Genomic DNA, 20,821 nt, shown 5'->3' with positions numbered 1-20,821 from the left:
GGTACAGGTTTACCGTCGAGTCATGACAGCAGAACCGGAGCCGTGGGCACCCGAGGCCTGCACGTTGCCCACCGCGGAGCAGCCGCTGCGCGAGGCCGAGTTCGACGACCTCTTCACGACGTGGGTCCGCGCCGTGCACGACCAGGACGCGACCGTTCTGCGGCTCGATCTCGAGCCCACCGCGGAGGTGGCGGCGCGAACGGCCGACCTCGCGGTACGCGAGACGGGCTGCTGCTCGTTCTTCACCTTCGCCCTGGTCGCCACCGGCGGCGTGCTCCGGCTGGACATCACCGTCGAGGAAGCGCACAGCGAAGTCCTCGAGGCGCTCGCGGCTCGTGCCACCAGGTTGGCGTCGTGACCGGCCTGCGCACCGGCGAGGTCGCCGAGACCGCCGGGGTCAACCGGGAGACACTGCGGTACTACGAGCGCGTCGGCCTGCTCGCCCGGCCGGAGCGGACACTGGGCGGGCACCGGCTGTACCCGCCGGAGACGGTCACGACCATCCGGGTGATCAAGGCGGCTCAGCGCCTCGGCTTCACCCTCGACGAGGTGGCCGACCTGCTCGACGTCGGCACGCACCGGCACGGCGGCACCTCGCCGGGGCTGCAGGCCCGCGCGACCACCAAGCTCGCCGAGGTCGAGGCGAAGATCGCCGACCTCGGCATCATCCGCGACACGCTGCGCGCCGCGCTCGCCGCGGGCTGCGACGACCTCGTCACCTGCTCGCACACCCCGTCGTGCCCGCTGCCGTTCGCGGGCCTGGCCGAGGGGAACAACGCCGATGCCGGCACCTGCTGCTGACCAGACCCGCCGCGTTGCGTGGCTCGCCGGCGTCGCGTGCCTGGCGTGCTGCCTCGTGCCGGTGCTCGGCGTCGCCGGCGCGACAGGTGCACTCGCCGCGATCGGGGTGGAGCACGTGCTCGTCGGTCTCGGGGTCGCCGCTGTCGCAGTGGCGCTGACGTGGATGGTGGTACGCCGCCGTCATCGGTGTGCTGGCGGTCGGTGCCGTTGCGCGGTGCCGCGGTGACCATGCACGCGCCCAGAGACTGACGGGCGGCTCACAACTCCGTCGCGCGCTTGCCTCCCCGGCCCCGCAACCACGCCGCAAGATCGTCGAAACCGTTGCGCACGGCCGCATCGAGTGGCGTGCGCGGCTCCCACGACGGAAGCCAGTTCACCTCGGCGCCGAAGCCCAGCAGGTACTCGGCGCACTCTCGCTGACCGCCGTGGCACGCGCCCCAGAACGCCGCGTCGCGGTCTTCGCCGGTCGCGGCGGGGAGCAGGCGTTCGACGTGATCCCGCAGGCCCAGCGTCGCGGCATCGACCAGCGTGACCCTGGCGCCGCGCTCGACAAGGCGATGCGCGGCGCTCCACTGTGCGAAGGCACGTGCGTCCGCCAGCGGGGTGCCGCCGCCGATCACCGCACCGTCGCTGTCGATGTCCGCGCCCGCGTCGAGCAGGGCGTCGACCACCTCGACGTCATCGGCGCTGGCCGCCCAATGCAACGGTGTCTCGCGGTGTGGTCCCTGGAACCGGGCGTTGACGTCGGCACCGGCGGCGACCAGCACCGCCACGGTTCGTGCGCCGTCCGGGCACCGGGCCGGCCAGTCCGTCAGCACGTGCAGCAGGGTCCGGGAGCAACCGCGGTCGTCGACGATCCGCGCGGTCGCCAGACCATCGGTCTCCGCCAGGTGCCGCCGCAGTGCGACGAGGTCGCCGGTGCGGATCGCCGCCGTCACCGCCACCGCGAGCGGCTCGTCACTCCGAATGGACATCACACCCCGAGTGTTCACGATCGGCCGGCCGGCAGGTAGCCCGCCGTTTCCGCCGGGCGGAAAGGACAGCCGGCCTCTCCATCACGGTGGTTCCTGCCGTCGGCGACCAGGAACACGAGATGGGTTCTGTGCTGGACCGCGGTGATGCTCAACGGCTTCGACGTGGTCGTGCTGGGCGTGGTGCTGCCCGTTCTGCTGAGCAACCACGTCTGGGGACTCAGCGCGGCGACCGGTTCCCTGGTCTCCAGCGGCAGTGTGCACAACGGCGCTGGGCATCACCCGAGAGCTGAACCAGTCCCGTTCGGACAGGCGACAGTTCTGTTCCTCGCCTCGGTTGTCTCGGGAATGTCCGGTCTTTCTGACACAGGTGGACAAATCGAGCCGTCCGGCCGCGGTTGGATCGTTCGCCGTAGTCCGCGCAGGGCGACCAGTCGTACACTCCGAAGTGTGGTCGCGCTCTCACAGGTGGCCTCGTTCAGGTCTTTTCCTTGGCACGCCCCAAAACGGCGTGTTCCCCTGCACCAAGGAGGATCGCGATGAAATCCCGTCTGACCGCCCTGGCCGCCACCCTGGTACTGGGCGTTGCTCTCACCCCGTCCGCGTCCGCCGACGTGGCGGTGGCCGCAACCACCGATCTCGCCACCGCGGTGGCGGAGCAACTGGGTGAGCGCACCGCCGGGGCCTACCAGGACTCCGCCACGGGCAGGCTCGTGGTCGCGGTGACCGACGCCGAGACCGCTCGCTCCGTGCGCGCCGCGGGTGCCGTGCCCCGGTTCGTCGCCCGCAGCGGTGCGGTGCTGAAAGCCGCGACCGACAAGCTGAACCGATCGGTCCCCATCCCCGGTACGTCGTGGGGCGTCGACCCGAAGACGAACCAGGTCCTGGTGTCGGCCGACAGCACGGTGACCGGCGACAAGCTCGCGAAACTGCGCGGGTTGCTCGCGGAGCTCGGTGACACGGCACGGCTGGAGCACGTGCCCGGCGCGTTCACCACGACGATCACCGGTGGCGACGCCATCTACGGTGGCCCGTACCGCTGTTCGCTCGGGTTCAACGTGAACCGCCCGGGCAGCAGCACCGCGTGGTTCCTGACCGCCGGCCACTGCGCCAACGCCGCGGCCACCTGGTCGGCCGCCGGGGGACAGGTGATCGGCACCCGCGAGGGCAGCAGCTTCCCCGGCAACGACTACGCCCTCATCCGCTACACGAGCGGCATCGCGCGGCCCGGAGCGGTGAACCTCTACAACGGCACCACCCGTGACATCTCCAGCGCGGCCAACCCGTACGTCGGCCAGTCGGTCGGGCGCAGCGGCAGCACGACCGGGTTCCGCACGGGCCAGGTGACCGGCCTCAACGTGACAGTGAACTACAGCGACGGCACGACCGTGCACGGACTGATCAGGACCACCGTGTGCGCGGAAGGCGGTGACAGCGGTGGCTCCCTGTTCGCCGGCAACACCGCGCTCGGCCTCACCTCGGGTGGCAGCGGAAACTGCTCCAGCGGTGGAACCACGTTCTTCCAGCCCGTGGTCGAGGCGTTGAACGCCTACGGCGTGCGCGTCTACTGAGTCCTGCGGCGCAGTCCCGCCCGGTGTTCCTCGAGCGGGAACACCGGGCGGGCGCGGAGACGATCTCTCGGCATCACCGGTTCATCACAGGTTTCACACGTTCGTCGTCGACGATCGCCGCGTCATCGCGTTGCGGGCCTGGCGAAAGGTGATGTCCACATGAAACCCGTCTTCTCCGCGTTCACGGCGGTCGTGCTGTCGGGCCTCGCTCTGACCGCGTGCACGCCGACCGGCCAGAAGGACACACCAGAAGTCGCGTCCCGCCGGGCAGGGGCGTCCGCAGCCCGCCGGGGAGGAGCTCGACGAGTCGCGGAAGGCCTGTGAGCAGAAGATCCCGCTGCCGCCGTGGCAGAAGGGACCGAGAGAGTCCACAGCGGACGTTCGACTCAGCTCTGGGCTGCCGGTCGTACGACGATCTCGTTCCGTCGACCTCGGCGGGCTGTTCGATCACGAACGCGATGGCCCTGGCGATCGCGCCGGGTGGATCGCGATCCGGTCGCGCATCTCCGAGATCCGCGTGCGGACTTCCGGGTTCGTCGACGCCTCGGCGAAAGCCGTGTGGACGGGCCCCGGTGACACGGTGGTCACCCGCAGCGCGTCGCCGGCCTCCTGGCGCAGGCCCTCGCAGATCGCCCGGACGGCGAACTTCGTGCCCGCGTAGACAGCCATCGTCGGCACGATGCGAAAGGCCGCGGTGGAGGCAGTGGTGATGAAGTGCCCGGTGCGCTGCGCCCGGAACACCGGCAGCGCGGCCGCGATTCCGTGCAGCACGCCTTGGACGTTGATGTCGACCATCTCGTCCCATTCGTCGACGCGCAGATCCTCCAGCGGCGAGATCGGCCCGGCCCGGCGTTGCTGACCAGCACGTCGAGCCGGCCGAACCGGTCATGGGCCAGTGCGACCAACGAGTGCAGGTCGTCTCGCCGGGTCACGTCCGTGCGGGTCTGCACGGACGTGACCCGGCGAGCCTCGATGCCTGAATCATCCGAGCAGCGCCGTCACGAGCTGGGAGTCTTCCTGCGCAGCCGCCGGGCGCGGCTCACCCCGGCCGAGGTCGGCCTGCCGGACACCCGCCGGCGGACACCTGGCCTGCGCCGGGAGGAGCTGGCGCTGCTGGCCGGGATGAGCGCCACCTGGTACACGTACCTCGAACAGGGCCGGGACGTTCAGGCGTCCGACCAGGTGCTCGGGGCGCTCGCCTCCGCGCTGAGACTCGGCCGGAGCGAGCGCGACCACCTCTTCCGGCTGGCCGGTCGAACAGCAGCGGTCTACGTCGACCAGCCGTTGCCCCCCGAGGTGGCCGGTGTCCGCGTTCCACCTCGCCGAGCAGCCCGATCACACGCTGGTGATCTATTCCGATCTGCGGTGAACTCAAACGCAGACGCGGCGTCACGGATGTCGAGAACCGGGTGACCGCTCCGACCACAGGCGAGCACCCGATCCGGGTGCCGGCGAAGGGAGCGACGTGAAGTACATGATCATGATGTTCGGAGGCCTCGGCGCCACGCTGGAGAACCGGACGCCCGAGTGGATCACGGGCATGCAGGAGCACATGATGAAGCTCGACCAGGAGCTGCGGGACTCCGGCGAGCTCGTGGCCAGCAGCAAGCTCACCGACCCGAGCCAGGCGAAGACCGTGCGCTTCCAGGGCGGCGTGCCGGTGCCGACCGACGGGCCGTTCGCGGAGATCAAGGAGTCGCTGGCCGGCTACTGGATCATCGACGCCACCGAGGAACGGGCGCTGCAGATCGCGGCGCGCGTGGTCGAGTACACCGAGTTTCCGATGGAAGTCCGGCAGGTCATGCACCTGTGAGCTCGTACGGTCGCCTGGAGGGCCTGCTGCGCGAACTCGCGCCGCAGGTCCTGGCCACGCTCGTGCACCGGCACGGGCAGTTCGACGCGTGCGAGGACGCCGTGCAGGACGCGCTGGCCGATGCCGCGCGACAGTGGCCGGTCGACGGCGTGCCGGACAGGCCGCGCTCCTGGCTGCTCACCGCTGCGAGCCGATCCCTTGTGGACGGATGGCGCAGTGAGAGCGCCCGCCGCCGCCGCGAGGTGACGGTCACGGCGCTCGAACCCGCGGGCGAGATCGTGGTGCCCGACCAGGACGACACCCTCGCGTTGCTCTTCCTGTGCTGCCACCCCGCGCTGTCGGCGCCTTCCCAGCTCGCGCTGACGTTGCGTGCCGTGGGCGGGCTGACGACCGCCGAGATCGCGGCGGCCTTCCTCGTGCCCGAGGCCACGATGGCGCAGCGCATCAGCCGCGCCAAACAACGGATCCGCGCGGCCGGCGCACCCTTCGAACTGCCGTCGGAGGCGGACCGGCCAGAGCGCCTGAGCGTCGTGCTGCACGTGCTCTACCTGATGTTCAACGAGGGCTACACCGCCAGCAGCGGACCAGAACTGGGCCGCGCGGATCTGACCACCGAGGCGATTCGCCTGACTCGAGTCCTGCACCGGCTGCTGCCCGGCGAGTGCGAGGTCGCCGGTTTGCTGGCGTTGATGCTGCTCACCGACGCACGCCGGGCGGCACGAACGGACGAGGCCGGAGCGATCGTGCCGCTCGCCGGGCAACGCCGAGATCGCTGGGACGCCGCGATGATCGCCGAGGGTGTGGCACTCGTGGAGCGGACGCTGGGCACCGGTCCGATCGGCCAGTACCAGCTGCAGGCGGCCATCGCCGCGGTGCACGACGAAGCGACCACCGCGCACGACACGGACTGGCCGCAGATCCTCGCCCTGTACGACGTGCTGGCTCAGGTCGCGCCGGGCCCGATCGTGACGCTCAGCCGAGCGGTCGCCGTCGCCGAGGTGCACGGGCCGCGGGCCGGCCTCGCCATGCTCGGCACGCTCGAGACGGACGACCGGATGGCGCAGAGCCACCGCCTCGAAGCGGTCCGGGCGCACCTGCTCGAACAAGCGGGAGACCTCACCGCGGCCGGCGAGTCGTACTCGCGCGCGGCGAGGATGACCGCCAGCCTGCCAGAACAGCGCTATCTCATGCTGCGTGCGGCCAGGTTGCGCGCACTCTGACCAACCCGTGCCCGTGATTGCGCTCCTTTGTGGATTCCGGCCGACTCCACTGGACCGCTTCGCCCACTAGATCAACTCCGAACGGCTGATTGAACACGCGCGAGTTCCGGATACGGTAGTCAAAGTTTCAATTACCGTGGAAGCGAGTGGCTGGTGGCGCGAAAGCACTTGATGGTGCTCATGATTCTGCTCGCCACCGCCTGCACTGCCCCGGCGCCGGAGCCGGAGCCTGTCGACCGTTCCCCGCTGCGGCCGGCACCCCGGACCGAGCAACGGCCTCAGGGCGTGCCGGTGCGAGGCGTTGTCGACGGCCGCACGGTCGAGTTCGCGAACGGCGTGCGGGTCCGGATCTCGATGCTCGCCCCGCCCGCCGCCTGCTGGGCGGCGGACGCGCTCGACTTCGCGAAGAAGACGTTGCTGAACCAGCCGGTGCGGTTCTCCAGCATCACGCCCGGTGAGGCCAACCTGGAACTACCGGACGGCACGGACTACGCGATGCTCGCCGTGAGGCAGGGCGTACTGCGTGCTCAGGGCGCGGCCGGCCCGCTCGCCGAGGCCGAAACGGCGGCGGCGCGGGAGAAACTCGGCCTGTGGGGGCCGCCGTGCAACGGCCGCGGCAACGCGCCGACGGTGCCCACGGCAGGACCGAACGGGTTCAGGTCCATTGTGGACGCGGCGCTCGACAGCGATCGGCACCTCCATCTCAATTCGCTCGAAACTGTTGCAGCACCTGCTCTGCTGATCAAGGAATGAAGCGAAGAACAGTGGCGAGACCGATCCACCTCGCGTTGATCGCGGCCGCGGTCCTGTCGTACGTCCATGTTGCGCAGCAAGGCGAAACCGGAGCGCACGACCACCATCAGCACGTGAAGATCGCTGCCGCGGCCATGATCCCGGCCGCGGAGAAGCTGCCGAGGACCGGATGGGTCGCGACGGCCAGCAGCGAGGAGACCGCCGGTGACCCGGCCGCGAACGTGCTGGACGGTGACCCGGCGACGATCTGGCACAGCCGGTGGCGGACGGCCACGCCGTTCCCGCACTGGCTGACGGTCGACCTGCGGACCACCCAGCGCGTGTCCGGGCTCGTCTACACACCGCGAACCGGCCGGGCGAACGGCAGGATCGGCCGCTACCAGATCCACCTGAGCGCGGACGGCGCCACCTGGGGCGAGCCCGTCGTGACCGGCACACTGGCCGACGACGCCGCGGTCAAGACGATCGGTTTCGCCGTGAGCACGGCACGCTACGTGCGGCTCACCGCGTTGTCGGAGGCGGGGGAGCGCGGCGCCTGGGCGAGTGCCGCGGAGATCGACCTGCTGGGTGATCCAGGACCGCGGCCACCGGCACAGGGTGATCCGAGTGCCGTGGGCACGTGGGGACCGACCCTGGGATTCCCCATCGTGCCGGCCGCTTCGGCGGTGCTGCCCAACAACAAGCTGCTCACGTGGTCAGCCTATGCGGCCGACAACTTCGGCGGCGCCAACGGTTACACGCAGACCGCGATCATGGACCTCACCACCGGGCAGGTCAGCGGCCGCCGGGTCGCGAACACCGGCCACGACATGTTCTGCCCCGGCACGTCGATGCTCGCCGACGGCCGCATCCTCGTCACCGGCGGCAGCAACGCGAAGAAGGTGAGCGTCTACGACCCGCGCACGGACGCGTGGACCAGTGCGCCGGACATGAACATCAGTCGCGGCTATCAGGGCCAGACGACGTTGTCGACGGGCGAGGCCTTCACCGTCGGCGGTTCGTGGTCGGGGGGACGCGGTGGCAAGGCCGGCGAGGTGTTCTCACCGAAGGACAACCGCTGGCGGTCGTTGCCGGACGTGCGGCCGGAGCCGTTCCTGACGGCCGACCCGGCGGGTGCCTTCCGCGCGGACAACCACGCGTGGCTCTTCGCCGCGAGCGGCGGCCGGGTGTTCCACGCGGGGCCGAGCGCGAAGATGCACTGGATCGACACCGCAGGCCGGGGAAAGGTCACCGCCGCGGGCACCAGGGGCGGGGACGCGATGAACGGCAACGCGGTCATGTACGACGTCGGCAAGATCCTCACCCTCGGCGGGGCGCCCGCGTACGAGAACGCCGATGCGACGAAGGCCGCGTACACAGTGGACATCAACGGCAGCACGCCGGCAGTGCGCCGGGTCGCCGACATGGCGGAGGCACGCGCGTACGTGAACAGCGTCGTACTGCCGGACGGCACGGTGGTGGTGGTCGGCGGACAGGGCCGCCCCGTGCCGTTCAGCGACCAGACCTCCGTGCTGGAGCCGGAACTCTGGAACCCGGCGACCGGCCGGTTCACCAAGCTCGCCCCGATGGCCACCCCGCGGAACTACCACAGCGTGGCGAACCTGCTGCCCGACGGCACGGTGTTCTCCGGTGGTGGCGGGATGTGCGGCAAGTGCGCCACCAACCACCCGGACGGGCAGATCTTCGTACCGCCCTGCCTGCTGAACCCGGACGGGTCACGCAAGCCGCGCCCGGTCATCACCTCAGCGCCCCCGACCGCGGCATACGGGTCCGCGGTCACCATCGGCACCGACCGGGCGGTCGAGGGGTTCGCGCTGACGCGGATCAGCGCGGCGACCCACTCGGTGGACAACGACCAGCGCCGGATCCCGCTGTCCTCGACCGCCGTGTCGGCCACCTCGTACCGCGCCGCGATCCCGTCCGACGCCGGCACCGCGCCACCCGGGAACTACCTGCTGTTCGCGCTCGACCAGGCGGGCACCCCGAGCGTGGCGGCGCCGGTCAGGATCGGCTGAGCTCCCGCGGCCCGCCCGTCACTTCGGTTCGAGGACGAAGACCGGGATCTGCCTGTCGGTCTTCTCCTGGTACTCGGCGTAGGCCGGGTAGGCCGCGACAGCCCGCTCCCACCACTCGGCCCGTTCGGCGCCGTCGGCCTCGTGGGCGACGTAGTTCTTCGTGACCGTGCCGTCCTGCAACGCGATCTCCGGATGCGCCTTGATGTTGTGGTACCAGGTGGGGTGCTCGGGCGCGCCGCCCTTGGACGCCACCACCGCGTAACGCCCGTCGTGCTCGACGCGCATGACGGGCGTGTAGCGCAGCTTGCCGCTCTTCGCGCCGCGCACGGTCAGCAGCACGATCGGCCTCCCGAGGACGAGGACGCCTTCGGTGGTCCCGGTTTCCAGGATCTTCTTGGTCTGGTTCTGCACCCAGTCGGAGGGGCTGAGCTCGACGGTCTCGTCTGCCATGTCCACGATCAACATTTTCCACGCCGCTCGCATTCCCGGTGGCAACACCGGCACCGCGCCCGATCGACTGGGACGTCAGCGATCTGCAGGGGAAGTCGTGAGGCGGAGCGTCATGAACACACTGGTCGGATCCGGACGGTAGTCGGCGAACGGCGGACACGACACGAATCCGTGCCGGGCGTAGAGGCGTCGGGCCGGCGCGAAGAAGTCCTGACTGCCCGTCTCCAGGCTGATCCTGCGATAGCCGCGCCTGCGGGACTCCTCGATCAGGAAGGCGAGCATGTGCGCGGCCACGCCTCGGCCGCGGGCCTCCGGCCGGGTGCGCATCGTCTTGATCTCCCCCTCGATCGGGGAGAGTTCCTTCAGCGCGGCGCACCCGAGCAGCACCCCCTCGCTCCACGAGGTCCAGAACGACACGCCGGGCTCACGCAGGTCCGCGTGGCTCAGGGCGTGCACGCTCTCGGCGGGCGAGGTCGCGTACATGTCGGCGAGGTGCTCGCTGATCAGGTCCCGAACCGGCTGGCGGGTGAGGTCGTCGGGTTCGATCGTCAACGTGGCTGCATCCTGGTGTCCCATATTCGGGATAGTATCCCCGATATGGGACACCCAGAAGGTGGCGCTGACCACGAAGACCAGCTGGAGCTGCGCTTGGCCGCCCGGCTCGCCGAGCTTCGCACCGAACGGGCGTGGTCGCTGGAAGACCTCGCCCAACGCTCGGGAGTCAGCCGATCGACGCTGTCGCGGCTGGAACGCGCGGAGGTCAGTCCCACAACGGCGCTGCTGAGCAAGCTGTGCGCGACCTACGAGCTGACGATGTCACGACTGCTGGCCGAGGTGGAACCGGCACCGTCGCCCTTGGTGCGCGCCGACCGGCAGACCGTGTGGCGGGACGACGACGCCGGGATCACCCGCAGGTCCGTGTCGCCGCCGTCGGCCGGACTGCGCGGCGAGGTCCTCGAAGTCACTCTGCGACCCGGCGCCGACATCGCCTACGACGGCTCACCCGTACCAGGCCTGGAACACCACGTCTGGGTCCTGGACGGCGCACTGGAGGTCACCGCCGACGGCGCGGTGCACGAGGTCCGGGCCGGGGACTGCCTGCGCTTCCGCCTCTGGGGCAGCTCACGGTGGCGCTGTCGCGGCGACGACCCGGCCCGCTACGTCCTCGCGATCGTCCTCCCGTGACCCGAGTCGGACGGCCGCAGCTAACCAGGGGGACCAGCGAGCTGTCGAACCGCGTAGGCCGCCAGCAGAAAGTCACCGGCGTCGGCCCCAGGTTCATCCTCACCGAGGAGTTCGTTGAGGCACAAGGTTCTGCAACCGCGGCCAGCGCATGCCAGCACTGCTCGGGCGCACCGTGTTGTTGCCCCACCGCCACCAGCGCCGCGAACGCCCGGCCGAGCAAGTTCTCGGCCATCGACTCGCGGTAGCGGGTCAACAGTTCATCGGGCAGGCCGGCGGCCGCCTGGTGCAGTTGGGTTCTGGCCCGCTGCTGACGCTCATGACACTCCGCCACATCCTCGGCGGGCGCGGTGACCTCTGCCTCCCCGACCAGTGCGCTGATGAACAGCGCGCGCCAGAACATCTCCTCAACCGCTTCGTCGGCCTCACGACGGTCGGCCCACACCGGGCTGTGGTGGACGAGCCGTTTCGCCTCTCCGTGCGAAAGACCGATTGCTGCCTGGACGACCCTGATGCAGTCGATCTTGCGCAGCCCGCGTTGCCTGAGCAGGCCGATCACCTCATCGTGTCCGGCACCGGACGCGAGCTGTGAACGAGCCGCCTGGACAACCTGCTCGAGCGCCGAGGAATCAAGCACACTCGAAGGAAAGCACAAACACCCCGCAGCGTCAGTTCTGGACAGCCCATGATCGCGTGCTGCAGCTCCTGCGCCTCACACGCCGACACCCGCCAGTGCTCCGCGTTGGGGATCAGGTCGCACACCGTCGAGTGATCTGCGCGGTCTTGGTCAATGAGCTCCTTCAGAGCACTCGTTCACCGGCTCGCCGGCGCCGTGGTTCTCCTCCAGGCTCCCCATCGCGGTGTCGAAGCTCCCCGGAGAGACGGAAACGACCCGCGCTCGCCGAACTCGGCCGCCAGGTAACGGCTGTACCAGTGGACGAAGTTCTTCAGCGGTGGATGCTGGCCCATGTTCGCCTCGTCGTGGGGCTCGCCTGCGGCCGGGGTGAGGTTGTTCAGGCGGTCGAGCTGAGCGGCGCTCAGTTCAACGCTGTCGGCGGCGGTGCTTTCTTCGACGCGCGCGACCCGGCGGGTTCCGGGGATGGGGGCGATGTCGTCGCCGCGGGTCAACAGCCATGCCAGCGCGGTCTGTGCCGGGGTGGCTCGCGGTGCGCGGCGACCTCCGGTGTTGACGTCCAGTTGGGCGTTGCTGTGACACGAGCCGATGCGCGGACGGAGAAGCCAAACGAGCAGGGAACGGTTCGCGGAGGAGCATTCGAGCAGTGGCGAGCCAATGTGAATGCCTTGGCGGCGTTCCTCGAGACCGCCTTCACGAGATGCAGGGGGCGGGTCGAACGGCTCGCCCGAACCGCTGGTGTGGCCGCTGTTCAGCGGCGGCGGGATGGCCGCGGCGCTGCTGGTGCCCGTCTTCTCGTGCTGTGCGGACTGTGCGCGCCGGTGACTTGGCGCTGAACAGGCGTCCAGACAGCGCTGCGGACTGCCAGCACCTGTCTGTGAGGTCTATTCTCGTCCGGACACCGTGGGCTGCCGGCCCACGCCGGTGCCACTCTCGCAGAGTCTGTTGGGAGTAGCCATGACGGAGATTCAGCGGTATCTCGCAGAAGAGGTCGCGGAAGACCTCGTCGACGGCATCATCACCCGGAGGGAAGCGGTACGCCGCCTCGGGCTGCTCGGGGTGACCGGTGCGGCAGCGAGTGGGCTGCTGTCCGCGTTCGCTTCCGGTACCGCGGCGGCAGCCGAGCCGGAGCGCGGCAAACGTTCCTCGTCCGAGACGAGTTGGGCTCCCGTCCCTCATCAGCCGATCACGTTCGAGGGACCCCGCGTGCCGCTGATGGCTGCTTGGGCGGCCGCCGAAAAGCCCCGTGGTGGCGTGCTGGTCATCCACGAGAACCGCGGGCTGAACGAGCACATCCGCACGGTCGCCGGGCGATTCGCCGCCAGCGGGTACTCCGCACTGGCGCTCGACCTGCTGTCCGAGGAGGGCGGCACCGGGGCGTTCCCCGGTGAAGCCGAGGTGGCGGCCGCGCTGTCGCGGATCCCGCCGGAACGTTTCGTGGCGGACATGAAAGCCGCCCTGACCGAGCTCAAGCGGCGCGTGCGCGACAAGAAACTGTGTGCGGTCGGCTATTGCTTCGGCGGCAACATGGTGTGGCGCCTGCTCACCTCGGACGAGCCACGCCTGGCAGCGGGTGCCGCCTACTACGGGCCGTTCCCGGAAGGCGGGAACTTCCAAGGCTCCCGCGCCGCGGTGCTCGGGGTGTACGGCGGACTCGACGCCAGGGTCAACGCGACCCGGCCGGCGGCCAAAGCAGCTCTGGAAGCAGCGAGGCTGAAATACGAACTCCTCACCTTCACCCAGGCCGATCACGCTTTCTTCAACGACACCGGAGCGCGGTTCAACCCACACGGCGCGACGGAGGCCTGGCGCAGGACGCTGAACTGGTTCGACGCTGTCGGCAACCGCCACTAGGCACCTGCCGCGTGCGGGTCAACGGACCCAGCGAGTCAGCAACTCCGTGAGGAGAAGCCGCTCGCCCGGTGACAGGTCCAGGTCGTGCTGACCGGCGAGCGTCGCGAGCAAAGTGCCTGCCTGCGTTGACAGCGTCGTGGCCGGATCGTCGTCGGAGTACTGGTGCGTGACGACCGCGGCGAAGATGGCGTCACGCACTCGCTCCGACAGTCCTCGGTGTGAGGGGCTGTCGGGGTTGGACAGCATCGTCAACGTCGTTCCGACGCACGCGGCGTGAATGACCGGAACCGCTTCGTCGGGTGTCATGGACAGGCGCCCCTGTTCCGCGAGGCGAACCAGCATGGCGTGCAGGATCTGCAGTCCCTGCTGCTCGGCGGCGTGTGTGCGGCTGCCGGTGGGGCCGTACATGAGCTGGTAGAACGCCGGGTGCGTCAGGCCGAACTCGACGTGCCGATCCCAGCCCGCTCGCAGGTCGGCCAGCGGATCAGCCGACGGCCCATGGCCCTGTTTGGTGGCGAGGTAGCGCTCGAAGCCTTGTGCGGCAACCGCTTCCAGCAGGCCCTGTTTGTCTCCGAAGTGGTGGTACAGCGTGGGTGCCGTGACGCCTGCGGCCTGGCACACGTCACGAACGGACACCGCTGCAGCGCCGACGTCGCTGAGCAGCGCTGTCGTCACCTCGAGGATGTGCTCTCGAGTCGAACTCGCCATGTAGTGATGTTACAGCTCGGACTTGTCGACGTTAGATCGGCGGGCTACGCTAGCGGTGTTACCCAACTTCTTGTACCGCTGTTACATCAATCCAGTCGAGGAGGAGCGGTGCCCGAGTCACCTCACCCTGCGACGACCCACACGCGCCGGACCGTGCTGAAGTCCACGGCTGTGGCGGCTGCCGGCGCCACGCTCGTGCTTGCGCCCGCGGTCGCGGCCTCATCCGTGCCGGCAGCCGCACCGACGACGGCCGGGGGCGTGGCGGAGGCCATGGAGATCACCCTGTCGGTCAACGGGCGCAAGCACGCCGTCACGGTCGAGCCGAGGGTCACGCTGCTGGACGCGCTTCGTGAGCGTCTCGCGCTGACCGGTACGAAGAAGGGCTGCGACCGCGGGGAGTGTGGCGCGTGCACTGTTCTCGTCGACGGCGAGCGCATCAAGTCGTGCCTGACGCTGGCGGTGATGCGCCAAGGCAGCGCCATCACGACTGTTGAGGGACTCGCTGACGGCGACCGCCTGCATCCCGTGCAAGAGGCGTTCATCCGCCGCGACGCGTTCCAGTGCGGCGGTTGCACACCCGGACAGATCATGTCCGCGGTCGCGTGCATCCGGGAAGGCCACACCGGGTCGGAGGAAGAGATACGGCAGTGGATGAGCGGCAACATCTGTCGCTGCGCCTGCTACCAGAACATCGTCGCCGCGGTGGCCGACGCGGCACGGGAGGTGCGCGGATGAGGTCCTTCGGCTACGCCTCGGCACGTGACTCCGCCGAAGCCGTCCGTCTGGCGGGCCGGACACCTGGAGCGGCGTTCATCGCGGGTGGCACCGATCTGCTGAACCTGATGAAGGACGGGGTGCAGCACCACCAGCAGTTGATCGACGTCAACAAGCTCGACCTGGCTCGCGTCACCGAGTCCGCGAGCGGCCTGCGCATCGGCGGGCTGGCCAGGATGAGGCAGGTGGCCGAACACCACGCGGTCCGCGCTCGTTTCCCCGTGCTCGCGGAGGCACTGCTGGCGTCCGCGTCGCCGCAGGTGCGGAACATGGCCACGATGGGCGGAAACCTGTTGCAACGCACGAGGTGCGGGTATTTCCGCGACACCGGGTCGGCGTGCAACAAGCGCGTGCCCGGCAGCGGGTGCCCCGCCTTGCAGGGGTGGAATCGAGGGCACGCGGTGCTGGGCGGTAGCGAAAGTTGCATCGCCACCCACCCGTCCGACCTCGCGGTGGCTCTGACGGCGCTTGACGCGTCGGTCCACGTGCTCGGACCAGGTGGTGCGCGCCGGATTCCCGTCGGTGAGTTCTACCGCCTTCCCGGCGACACGCCTCAGGTCGAAACATCTCTGCGGCCCGCGGAGCTCATCACCGCGGTCGAGGTGCCGCGGCACCCGACTGCGAGGAGGTCGCGGTATCTCAAGTTGCGCGACCGCGCCACGTTCGAGTTCGCCGTGGTCTCGGTCGCGGCCGCGCTGGACCTCCGCGGGCACTTCGTGCGCGACATCAGGCTGGCGTTCGGCGGGATCGCGACCAAGCCCTGGCGTTCCACCGAGGCCGAAGCGGAACTGCGGGGGAAGAACCTGACGGTGGCGACGGTCGAACAGGCCGGCCGCGTGCTCGTACGTGAGGCCGTGCCTAGGCAGGACAACGAGTTCAAGGTCGAACTGGTGCAGCGTGCGCTGGCCGAGCTGTTGCTCGATCTGGGAGGTCTGCGATGACGGGTCTGGTGGGACGCCCGGTCGCGCGGGTCGACGGCAGGGTCAAGGTGACCGGTGCCGCCCGGTACCCGGCGGACGACCCGGTTCCCGGTGCCCTGCACGGGTTCCTGGTCACGAGTGAGGTCGCGAAGGGCGAGGTGACGGACATCGACACGTCGGCCGCTCTGGCTCATCCGGGTGTGGTCGCGGTGCTGACGCATCGCGACATGCCGCGGCTGACCGTGCCGCCGTTCCCCTACCTCAAAGGGTTCATCCCGTTGCAGGACACGGCGATTCACCACGTCGGTCAGCCCGTGGCGATCGTGGTCGCGAACACGGTCGAGCAGGCGCACGAGGCCGCCGCCCTGGTAGCCGTCCGCTACCGCGCGGAGCGGCCGCGAGTGGTGATCGACGACGCGGCTGGACCACCGCACCTGCCACCACCGTTCCGCAACCGGCCCAACGAGATCAAGCGCGGTGACGCGGCAGCCGCGCTGGAGCGGGCTGAGATCCGCGTGGAAGCCCGCTGTTCGAGCGCCACCCGGCATCACAACCCGATCGAGCCGCACGCCACCACTGCGCAGTGGGACGGCGACCGGTTGACGCTGCACGAGACTGCGCAGGGCGTGAACCTCACCAAGGGAACGATCGCCGCCGTCTTCGCGCTGCCGGTCGAGAACGTCAGGGTGGTGGCCCCATATCTGGGCGGCGGCTTCGGTGCGAAGGGGCCTCTCTGGTCACACACCATCATCAACGCCGCGGCAGCGCGGGTCTTGCGCCGCCCGATCCGGCTGGTGCTCAGTCGCGCCCAGATGTACACGATGGCAGGTCACCGTTCGGAGTTCCGTCAGCACATTCGGCTCGGTGCCACCCGCGCGGGGAAGCTGACCGCCATCCTCGACACGACAACCGCTCAGCTGAGCAACACCGACGAGGCGATCTTCAACGCCAGCGAATCGGCACGTTTGCTCTACGACTGCCCGAACGTGCACGTCCGGCAGGAGGGCGTGCGGCTCGACGTCGCCACTTCCAGCTACATGCGTTCGCCGGAGACGACAGCCCACTTCGGACTGGAAACCGCTCTCGACGAACTCAGCTGGGCGCTGGACATGGATCCGCTGGAACTGCGCAGGCGCAACCACACCGACTTCAACCAGGAGACCGGCCGGCGGTTCGGCAGCAAGCACCTGCTCAAGTGCTACGACATGGCCTCCCAGGCGTTCGGCTGGTCGCAGCGCAAGCGCAAGCCGGGCGCGACGAAGGACGGCGACGAGTACGTCGGGTGGGGGATGGCCACCGAGATGCACACCTTCGGTGCCATGCCGTCCAATGCCTCGGTCACGGTCGGTGTCGACGGCAAAGTCGTGCTCCGCACAGCCACCCAGGACATCGGCACCGGCACGTACACGATCATCAGCCAGATCGTCGCTGACGCCATGGGCGTGCCACTCGACGTCATCCAGGCGCACATCGGCGACACAGCCCTGCCGGTCGCCGGTCTGTCGGCCGCTTCGGCCACGATCGCCAGCGTCAGCGGCCCGGTGGACCGAGCGGCCAGAGCCGCACGGGACGCGGTCGTGCGGCTCGCTGTGACCGACGAACGATCCCCGTTGTTCGGCGTCCCGGCGGACGAGGTCGAAACCAGGCACGGTCACCTGATCCACACCCGGAACCACCAACGCCGGGACAGCTACCGCGCTGTGGTGAGCAGGGCCGGTGAGCCGGTTGAGGCGACCGGCAGTGGGCCCAACCTCCCAGGCCTGTCCTACGGCGTGGTGTTCGCGGAAGTCCGTGTCCACGCGCGACTGGGCTCGGTCCGCGTGACGCGGGTCGTCACAGCCCACGACATCGGCAGGGTGATGAACCGCCGCACCGCGCGCGGGCAGGTGATCGGTGGCGTCACTTGGGGAATCGGCCACGCGTTGATGGAACACACGGTCTACGACCGGAACAGCGGCAGGGTGGTCAACCCCAACCTGTCGACCTACCTGGTGCCGGTGTGCGCGGACGCTCCTCCCGCACTGGAAGCGCTGTTCGTCGACGAGCCCGATCCCGGAAGCACCGCGCTGGGCGCACGTGGCTTCGGCGAGACGCCGATCACGGGCGTACCCGCCGCCATCGGCAACGCGATCTACCACGCCACCGGCCGGCGCGTCCGAGACCTGCCGATCACGCAGGACAAGCTGCTGTAGAGGAGGGCGTCTTGCTCGAACTGGACCGACTAATAGTCGACAAACTCGTATTCCCGGCAGACCCCAGGTTGGTCAGGCTGCCGAAACCTTGAGCAAGGTCGGCGCAGACGGCGAGAACCCGGACTCCGGCCTCACCGCCTGCGCCAACACCTTCTTGTCGGCAGTCCGATCCGGTGAAAAGTACCGCGAAATGCGGAACAACGAGAGATTCCGGACCAAATAACTTTCAGGTGCGCGAAACGCCCACCGGCAGCGGCAGCCCGCCACCGAGCAGGCTGGTGACCAGCCCGAGCAGGGTTTTCAGCAGGCTCTGCACCAGGCCCATGATCATCTCGATCGGATTGGACAGCATCGCCAGCTCCGCCTGCTCGATCTTCGCGTCCAGCTCGGCGGAGGCCAGCCTCGCTTCCCGCAGTTCTTCCATGGAGCTGTCGAACCCGCTCTGACCTGCAATGCTGTCCAGGATCGGGCGCAACTGGTCGAGGCGAACAGAGATGGTGCGGAAGTCCTCAGCCTCGAGGGCCCTCTGCAGCTGATCATGCTTCATCTGCACTTTCGCTGCGGCATGTCGCGCTTGCGAAGCGGCATCCGCGGTCGCCATGGTCGCCCCCGACAGCATGAGCATGCTACCGGCGACAATCGCCGTGACGGCCCTCGTGAATCCTGTGAACATGTTTGCACTCCTATCGGACGTGCCCCCCTCACATGTGCCATCGTGACTACTGAATAGAATTCGCGCCACGCGCACCATCGGCCGCATTTTCACCCTCTGTCAACGTTTCTTCGGCAAGGCGCCGATACCAGCCCTTCGTAGTACTGAAAGAGTGAATTTCCCGCCACTCCCCGCAGCCATTTGTCCAGTTCGCACGCTCGCATCACCCGCGGTCACCCCCAATATCACACGTTTCGGGCCGCGTTCATCACGGAGCTGTTCACGCAGGCAGGGCGGGTCAGCGGTGCGGTGTGACGACCGGCTGGAGACGGCGGGCGCAGGTGCCGCGGCCGCACGGCGCAGCTGCGGGCCTCGACTCACCGAACCCGGCGCCCGGTGATCGTCAAGGAGATCTCCGGCGTCTGCTTCGCCCTTGGCGCGATCGCCTGTCACAGGAGAACCGGCAAAACATGCCATCGCGGCCCATCAGGTCTGGCCGGCCCACCACTTCTGGCCGGCCTCGCCAAGCGTCGAGATCGGGTCGTAGTACGGGTACCGTCTGGCCGAACGCCGCTCACCACATCTCCGGCACGCCGTCGACGCGGAACACTCCGCCGCGCCACGGGCTCGGTCGAGGTGTGCGGCTGCATGTAGCCGCACACGTCGCGGCGGGGTGCACCGGGGCCGCAACCGAGTTCGGGGGCGGGGTTGCGGTACTGGTCTTCGACCTCCAGGGGATCAGCATGGTCACGATGTGGGGAAGTTGCACCCTCACCTCCTTCGGTAACCGAGCGGATCGGCGGGCGATACACCCACACCAGGAGGAATGCGAGGAACCGTCATGACGGAGCGGGACCTGACGAGCGGCGGAGCACAGGCGGTGCTCGGCTTGTCGGTGCTCGTGCTGCTGTCCTGCGCGGTGGGCAACGTGCTGCTCGCTGTCACCGAGTCGGTGTGGTGGCCGTTGTTCGCAGGCGTGAGCTGGTGGGGTGCCGCGGCCAGCGTAGTGATCCGGGCAACGGCGGCAACGACGTCCAGAGCGGGAACGCCCCGCGTGACACCGGCGTGGATGGCCGCAGAAGTTCCAGCTCGTCGCGGGTGAAGTACAGCCCACCGCCGCCCTCGTGCGCGAGTGTGCGGGAGTTACCCGCCAACCGCCTCGTTTTTGATGCCCTCCGGCGGAGTGGCGAGCCCGCGGGCCATCGCCGTCGCGTCAGCGCACAACACCGCGACGCCGGCGCGTTCGGTGTTGACGACAGTGCCGTACGTGTGACCCCTGCGCCGGTCCGCTTCTCCGGCACCAGCTGTGAGGTCCTCTGCCATGGCCTGGCAAGAGCCACAGGCCGGTCTGGGCACCTTGACGGCTCGGGTTCCCCGCCGTCGGTCGGGCCGTGGCGGTATCGTCACGCTTTTCGACTCGGTACAGGTATTGGTGCATGACTGACCCCGATGATCGCGCCGCAGCCGACACCACCGTCGCCGGTGTCGCTCGCCGCCTGTGGGGCGTCGAGCCCGCGCCTGCGATCCCGCGCTACTTAGATTCATCCGGTCAAGGCAACACTCTCGGCCGGTGTGTGAAATCCCAGGCACTTGCGGGGCCGATTGTTGAGTTTCGCGGCGATGGTGTCGAGGTCGTCCTGGCTGAACGTCGACAGGTTCGTCCCCTTGGGCAGATACTGCCGCAGCAGCTTGTTCGTGTTCTCGTTCGTGCCGCGTTGCCACGGACTACGCGGCGCGGCGAAGAACACGTCAACACCGGAATCGGCGGTGAAACGCTTGTGGGAAGCCAATTCCATACCTCGATCCCAGGTCAACGTGCCGTGCAGTCGGGGATCCATGCGGGTGTATGCCTCGGCCAGGGCGGGGACGACCACGGTGGTGTGGCGGCTGGCGAGCTTTACGACCGTGAGGAACCGCGACTTCCGGTCGACCAGGGTGGCGACCTGACTGTTGTTCGACCCGATCACCAGATCGCCCTCCAGGTGACCGAACTCGCTGCGGTCCTCCGCCGCCAGGGGCCGTTCCTCGATCGGACGGGCGTCAGTGATCTGGGAACGCCACTGGCCCTTTACAGTGTGCCGCCTGTTCTTCCGGATCGGGCGGCTCGTCCGCAGCCGCTTGGACAGCTCACGAGGCACCACCTTCCAGCGCGTGACGTAGACCGACCGATAGATCGTCTCGTGACTTAGACCGCATCTCGTTTGGGTGTGTTGCAAGGTAGGCTATATCGTTGATCAGCGATGAACGATGTGGAGAAGTGGTGCCCGGAGCCGTTGTGGCTGCTGGCGCAGCCGTTGCTGCCCGATGCGCC

General features: G+C 68.9%; 27 protein-coding genes and 1 pseudogene. 18 read left to right on the top strand and 10 right to left on the bottom strand.

From position 1 onward, the window contains the following. Window positions 1-22 precede the first annotated feature (22 nt). Genes ABFX45_RS35135 through ABFX45_RS35125 form a run of 3 tightly spaced genes read left to right on the top strand, consistent with a single transcriptional unit; the run spans window position 23 to window position 1,027 of the window. On the top strand, window positions 23-358 hold the full coding sequence (locus ABFX45_RS35135; RefSeq protein WP_346134773.1) for a hypothetical protein: 336 nt from the start codon (window positions 23-25) through the stop codon (window positions 356-358). Next, window positions 355-801 (top strand): MerR family transcriptional regulator, encoded by a 447-nt coding sequence (locus tag ABFX45_RS35130; protein WP_109641571.1) that lies wholly within the window; start codon window positions 355-357, stop codon window positions 799-801. The genes ABFX45_RS35135 and ABFX45_RS35130 overlap by 4 nt, the downstream gene beginning before the upstream one ends. Next, window positions 782-1,027, top strand: coding sequence for a DUF485 domain-containing protein (locus ABFX45_RS35125; RefSeq protein ID WP_346134771.1), 246 nt, complete (start codon window positions 782-784; stop codon window positions 1,025-1,027). The genes ABFX45_RS35130 and ABFX45_RS35125 overlap by 20 nt, the downstream gene beginning before the upstream one ends. 31 nt (window positions 1,028-1,058) lie before the next feature. Here ABFX45_RS35125 and ABFX45_RS35120 read toward each other — a convergent pair whose 3' ends face one another. Continuing rightward, window positions 1,059-1,775, bottom strand: coding sequence for an ankyrin repeat domain-containing protein (locus ABFX45_RS35120; protein ID WP_346134769.1), 717 nt, complete (start codon window positions 1,773-1,775; stop codon window positions 1,059-1,061). Between the two features lie 14 nt (window positions 1,776-1,789). Continuing rightward, window positions 1,790-2,038, bottom strand: coding sequence for a hypothetical protein (locus ABFX45_RS35115; RefSeq protein ID WP_346134899.1), 249 nt, complete (start codon window positions 2,036-2,038; stop codon window positions 1,790-1,792). 273 nt (window positions 2,039-2,311) lie between these two features. Here ABFX45_RS35115 and ABFX45_RS35110 point away from each other — a divergent pair, with 273 nt between their 5' ends. Then, window positions 2,312-3,343 carry a S1 family peptidase gene (locus tag ABFX45_RS35110; RefSeq protein ID WP_346134767.1) on the top strand — a complete coding sequence of 344 codons (1,032 nt, stop codon included), beginning with the start codon at window positions 2,312-2,314 and terminating at the stop codon, window positions 3,341-3,343. Between the two features lie 159 nt (window positions 3,344-3,502). Continuing rightward, on the top strand, window positions 3,503-3,667 hold the full coding sequence (locus tag ABFX45_RS35105; protein ID WP_346134765.1) for a hypothetical protein: 165 nt from the start codon (window positions 3,503-3,505) through the stop codon (window positions 3,665-3,667). Between the two features lie 123 nt (window positions 3,668-3,790). Here ABFX45_RS35105 and ABFX45_RS35100 read toward each other — a convergent pair whose 3' ends face one another. Then, complete coding sequence (locus tag ABFX45_RS35100) at window positions 3,791-4,138, bottom strand: SDR family oxidoreductase (RefSeq protein ID WP_346134763.1); 348 nt, start codon at window positions 4,136-4,138, stop codon at window positions 3,791-3,793. A 177-nt stretch (window positions 4,139-4,315) separates the two neighbouring features. Here ABFX45_RS35100 and ABFX45_RS35095 point away from each other — a divergent pair. From ABFX45_RS35095 to ABFX45_RS35075, 5 genes and pseudogenes are all read left to right on the top strand, one after another. Next, window positions 4,316-4,597: pseudogene (locus ABFX45_RS35095) on the top strand (helix-turn-helix domain-containing protein); the annotation flags it as partial. A gap of 220 nt (window positions 4,598-4,817) precedes the next feature. Continuing rightward, window positions 4,818-5,156, top strand: coding sequence for a YciI family protein (locus tag ABFX45_RS35090; RefSeq protein WP_211337744.1), 339 nt, complete (start codon window positions 4,818-4,820; stop codon window positions 5,154-5,156). After that, on the top strand, window positions 5,153-6,376 hold the full coding sequence (locus tag ABFX45_RS35085) for an RNA polymerase sigma factor (RefSeq protein ID WP_109641565.1): 1,224 nt from the start codon (window positions 5,153-5,155) through the stop codon (window positions 6,374-6,376). Before ABFX45_RS35090 ends, ABFX45_RS35085 begins: the two co-directional genes overlap by 4 nt. Before the next feature lie 153 nt (window positions 6,377-6,529). Further along, on the top strand, window positions 6,530-7,129 hold the full coding sequence (locus ABFX45_RS35080; RefSeq protein ID WP_346134761.1) for a hypothetical protein: 600 nt from the start codon (window positions 6,530-6,532) through the stop codon (window positions 7,127-7,129). Between the two features lie 11 nt (window positions 7,130-7,140). Then, entirely contained in the window at window positions 7,141-9,144 is a 2,004-nt protein-coding gene (locus tag ABFX45_RS35075) for a galactose oxidase family protein (protein WP_346134759.1), read from the top strand. An 18-nt stretch (window positions 9,145-9,162) separates the two neighbouring features. Here the strand turns inward: ABFX45_RS35075 and ABFX45_RS35070 are convergent, their stop codons facing one another. Beyond that, a complete protein-coding gene (locus ABFX45_RS35070; protein ID WP_112226269.1) occupies window positions 9,163-9,594 on the bottom strand; it encodes a nitroreductase family deazaflavin-dependent oxidoreductase in 432 nt (143 codons plus the stop codon). A gap of 75 nt (window positions 9,595-9,669) precedes the next feature. Further along, window positions 9,670-10,170 carry a GNAT family N-acetyltransferase gene (locus tag ABFX45_RS35065; protein ID WP_346134757.1) on the bottom strand — a complete coding sequence of 167 codons (501 nt, stop codon included), beginning with the start codon at window positions 10,168-10,170 and terminating at the stop codon, window positions 9,670-9,672. Between the two features lie 21 nt (window positions 10,171-10,191). Between ABFX45_RS35065 and ABFX45_RS35060 the strand changes: the two genes are divergently transcribed. Both ABFX45_RS35060 and ABFX45_RS35055 read left to right on the top strand, forming a co-directional pair. Continuing rightward, window positions 10,192-10,779: a helix-turn-helix domain-containing protein gene (locus ABFX45_RS35060; protein ID WP_109641561.1), complete on the top strand. Its 588-nt coding sequence runs from the start codon at window positions 10,192-10,194 to the stop codon at window positions 10,777-10,779. A 148-nt stretch (window positions 10,780-10,927) separates the two neighbouring features. Next, complete coding sequence (locus ABFX45_RS35055; RefSeq protein ID WP_346134755.1) at window positions 10,928-11,368, top strand: hypothetical protein; 441 nt, start codon at window positions 10,928-10,930, stop codon at window positions 11,366-11,368. 221 nt (window positions 11,369-11,589) lie between these two features. Here the strand turns inward: ABFX45_RS35055 and ABFX45_RS35050 are convergent, their stop codons facing one another. Further along, the gene (locus tag ABFX45_RS35050; RefSeq protein ID WP_346134890.1) at window positions 11,590-11,973 is read right to left on the bottom strand and encodes an aldo/keto reductase; all 384 of its coding nucleotides are present in this window, start codon (window positions 11,971-11,973) and stop codon (window positions 11,590-11,592) included. Between the two features lie 100 nt (window positions 11,974-12,073). Between ABFX45_RS35050 and ABFX45_RS46615 the strand changes: the two genes are divergently transcribed. Together ABFX45_RS46615 and ABFX45_RS35045 are read left to right on the top strand one after the other, a co-directional pair. Continuing rightward, on the top strand, window positions 12,074-12,235 hold the full coding sequence (locus ABFX45_RS46615) for a succinate dehydrogenase/fumarate reductase transmembrane subunit (protein WP_428834273.1): 162 nt from the start codon (window positions 12,074-12,076) through the stop codon (window positions 12,233-12,235). Between the two features lie 132 nt (window positions 12,236-12,367). Next, complete coding sequence (locus tag ABFX45_RS35045) at window positions 12,368-13,264, top strand: dienelactone hydrolase family protein (RefSeq protein WP_109641557.1); 897 nt, start codon at window positions 12,368-12,370, stop codon at window positions 13,262-13,264. A gap of 18 nt (window positions 13,265-13,282) precedes the next feature. Here ABFX45_RS35045 and ABFX45_RS35040 read toward each other — a convergent pair whose 3' ends face one another. Beyond that, window positions 13,283-13,972 carry a TetR/AcrR family transcriptional regulator gene (locus ABFX45_RS35040; RefSeq protein WP_346134752.1) on the bottom strand — a complete coding sequence of 230 codons (690 nt, stop codon included), beginning with the start codon at window positions 13,970-13,972 and terminating at the stop codon, window positions 13,283-13,285. A gap of 108 nt (window positions 13,973-14,080) precedes the next feature. Between ABFX45_RS35040 and ABFX45_RS35035 the strand changes: the two genes are divergently transcribed. The 3 genes from ABFX45_RS35035 to ABFX45_RS35025 are packed head-to-tail and all read left to right on the top strand — an operon-like array spanning window position 14,081 to window position 17,858. Then, entirely contained in the window at window positions 14,081-14,707 is a 627-nt protein-coding gene (locus ABFX45_RS35035) for a (2Fe-2S)-binding protein (protein ID WP_346134750.1), read from the top strand. After that, window positions 14,704-15,687, top strand: coding sequence for an FAD binding domain-containing protein (locus tag ABFX45_RS35030; protein WP_346134748.1), 984 nt, complete (start codon window positions 14,704-14,706; stop codon window positions 15,685-15,687). The genes ABFX45_RS35035 and ABFX45_RS35030 overlap by 4 nt, the downstream gene beginning before the upstream one ends. Beyond that, window positions 15,684-17,858: a xanthine dehydrogenase family protein molybdopterin-binding subunit gene (locus ABFX45_RS35025; protein WP_346134746.1), complete on the top strand. Its 2,175-nt coding sequence runs from the start codon at window positions 15,684-15,686 to the stop codon at window positions 17,856-17,858. The genes ABFX45_RS35030 and ABFX45_RS35025 overlap by 4 nt, the downstream gene beginning before the upstream one ends. Window positions 17,859-18,084: 226 nt before the next feature. On the opposite strand, the gene ABFX45_RS35020 is transcribed toward ABFX45_RS35025, so the two are convergent. Continuing rightward, the gene (locus ABFX45_RS35020; RefSeq protein ID WP_346134745.1) at window positions 18,085-18,531 is read right to left on the bottom strand and encodes a hypothetical protein; all 447 of its coding nucleotides are present in this window, start codon (window positions 18,529-18,531) and stop codon (window positions 18,085-18,087) included. An 820-nt stretch (window positions 18,532-19,351) separates the two neighbouring features. Between ABFX45_RS35020 and ABFX45_RS35015 the strand changes: the two genes are divergently transcribed. Beyond that, window positions 19,352-19,612, top strand: a complete 261-nt coding sequence (locus tag ABFX45_RS35015; protein WP_109641551.1) for a hypothetical protein — start codon at window positions 19,352-19,354, stop codon at window positions 19,610-19,612. Between the two features lie 41 nt (window positions 19,613-19,653). Here ABFX45_RS35015 and ABFX45_RS35010 read toward each other — a convergent pair whose 3' ends face one another. Beyond that, window positions 19,654-19,833, bottom strand: a complete 180-nt coding sequence (locus ABFX45_RS35010; protein WP_346134742.1) for a hypothetical protein — start codon at window positions 19,831-19,833, stop codon at window positions 19,654-19,656. A 218-nt stretch (window positions 19,834-20,051) separates the two neighbouring features. Continuing rightward, complete coding sequence (locus ABFX45_RS35005) at window positions 20,052-20,726, bottom strand: IS30 family transposase (protein WP_346134741.1); 675 nt, start codon at window positions 20,724-20,726, stop codon at window positions 20,052-20,054. Between the last annotated feature and the right edge of the window lie 95 nt (window positions 20,727-20,821).

The organism is Lentzea roselyniae, assembly GCF_039537795.1.
Taxonomy (GTDB): domain Bacteria; phylum Actinomycetota; class Actinomycetes; order Mycobacteriales; family Pseudonocardiaceae; genus Lentzea; species Lentzea atacamensis.
This window is presented reverse-complemented; position numbering and strand designations above follow the sequence as displayed.

What these genes read in the sequence shown, in the direction of transcription:
- ABFX45_RS35110 (WP_346134767.1), top strand. Translation starts at nt 2,312, where the DNA reads ATGAAATCCCGTCTGACCGCCCTGGCCGCCACCCTGGTACTGGGCGTT.
- ABFX45_RS35040 (WP_346134752.1), bottom strand. Translation starts at nt 13,972, where the DNA reads ATGGCGAGTTCGACTCGAGAGCACATCCTCGAGGTGACGACAGCGCTG.
- ABFX45_RS35135 (WP_346134773.1), top strand. Translation starts at nt 23, where the DNA reads ATGACAGCAGAACCGGAGCCGTGGGCACCCGAGGCCTGCACGTTGCCC.
- ABFX45_RS35045 (WP_109641557.1), top strand. Translation starts at nt 12,368, where the DNA reads ATGACGGAGATTCAGCGGTATCTCGCAGAAGAGGTCGCGGAAGACCTC.
- ABFX45_RS35020 (WP_346134745.1), bottom strand. Translation starts at nt 18,531, where the DNA reads ATGTTCACAGGATTCACGAGGGCCGTCACGGCGATTGTCGCCGGTAGC.
- ABFX45_RS46615 (WP_428834273.1), top strand. Translation starts at nt 12,074, where the DNA reads ATGCCTTGGCGGCGTTCCTCGAGACCGCCTTCACGAGATGCAGGGGGC.
- ABFX45_RS35105 (WP_346134765.1), top strand. Translation starts at nt 3,503, where the DNA reads ATGAAACCCGTCTTCTCCGCGTTCACGGCGGTCGTGCTGTCGGGCCTC.
- ABFX45_RS35120 (WP_346134769.1), bottom strand. Translation starts at nt 1,775, where the DNA reads ATGTCCATTCGGAGTGACGAGCCGCTCGCGGTGGCGGTGACGGCGGCG.
- ABFX45_RS35025 (WP_346134746.1), top strand. Translation starts at nt 15,684, where the DNA reads ATGACGGGTCTGGTGGGACGCCCGGTCGCGCGGGTCGACGGCAGGGTC.
- ABFX45_RS35055 (WP_346134755.1), top strand. Translation starts at nt 10,928, where the DNA reads ATGCCAGCACTGCTCGGGCGCACCGTGTTGTTGCCCCACCGCCACCAG.
- ABFX45_RS35060 (WP_109641561.1), top strand. Translation starts at nt 10,192, where the DNA reads ATGGGACACCCAGAAGGTGGCGCTGACCACGAAGACCAGCTGGAGCTG.
- ABFX45_RS35100 (WP_346134763.1), bottom strand. Translation starts at nt 4,138, where the DNA reads ATGGTCGACATCAACGTCCAAGGCGTGCTGCACGGAATCGCGGCCGCG.
- ABFX45_RS35030 (WP_346134748.1), top strand. Translation starts at nt 14,704, where the DNA reads ATGAGGTCCTTCGGCTACGCCTCGGCACGTGACTCCGCCGAAGCCGTC.
- ABFX45_RS35010 (WP_346134742.1), bottom strand. Translation starts at nt 19,833, where the DNA reads ATGGCAGAGGACCTCACAGCTGGTGCCGGAGAAGCGGACCGGCGCAGG.
- ABFX45_RS35065 (WP_346134757.1), bottom strand. Translation starts at nt 10,170, where the DNA reads ATGGGACACCAGGATGCAGCCACGTTGACGATCGAACCCGACGACCTC.
- ABFX45_RS35090 (WP_211337744.1), top strand. Translation starts at nt 4,818, where the DNA reads ATGATCATGATGTTCGGAGGCCTCGGCGCCACGCTGGAGAACCGGACG.
- ABFX45_RS35070 (WP_112226269.1), bottom strand. Translation starts at nt 9,594, where the DNA reads ATGGCAGACGAGACCGTCGAGCTCAGCCCCTCCGACTGGGTGCAGAAC.
- ABFX45_RS35125 (WP_346134771.1), top strand. Translation starts at nt 782, where the DNA reads ATGCCGGCACCTGCTGCTGACCAGACCCGCCGCGTTGCGTGGCTCGCC.
- ABFX45_RS35015 (WP_109641551.1), top strand. Translation starts at nt 19,352, where the DNA reads ATGACGGAGCGGGACCTGACGAGCGGCGGAGCACAGGCGGTGCTCGGC.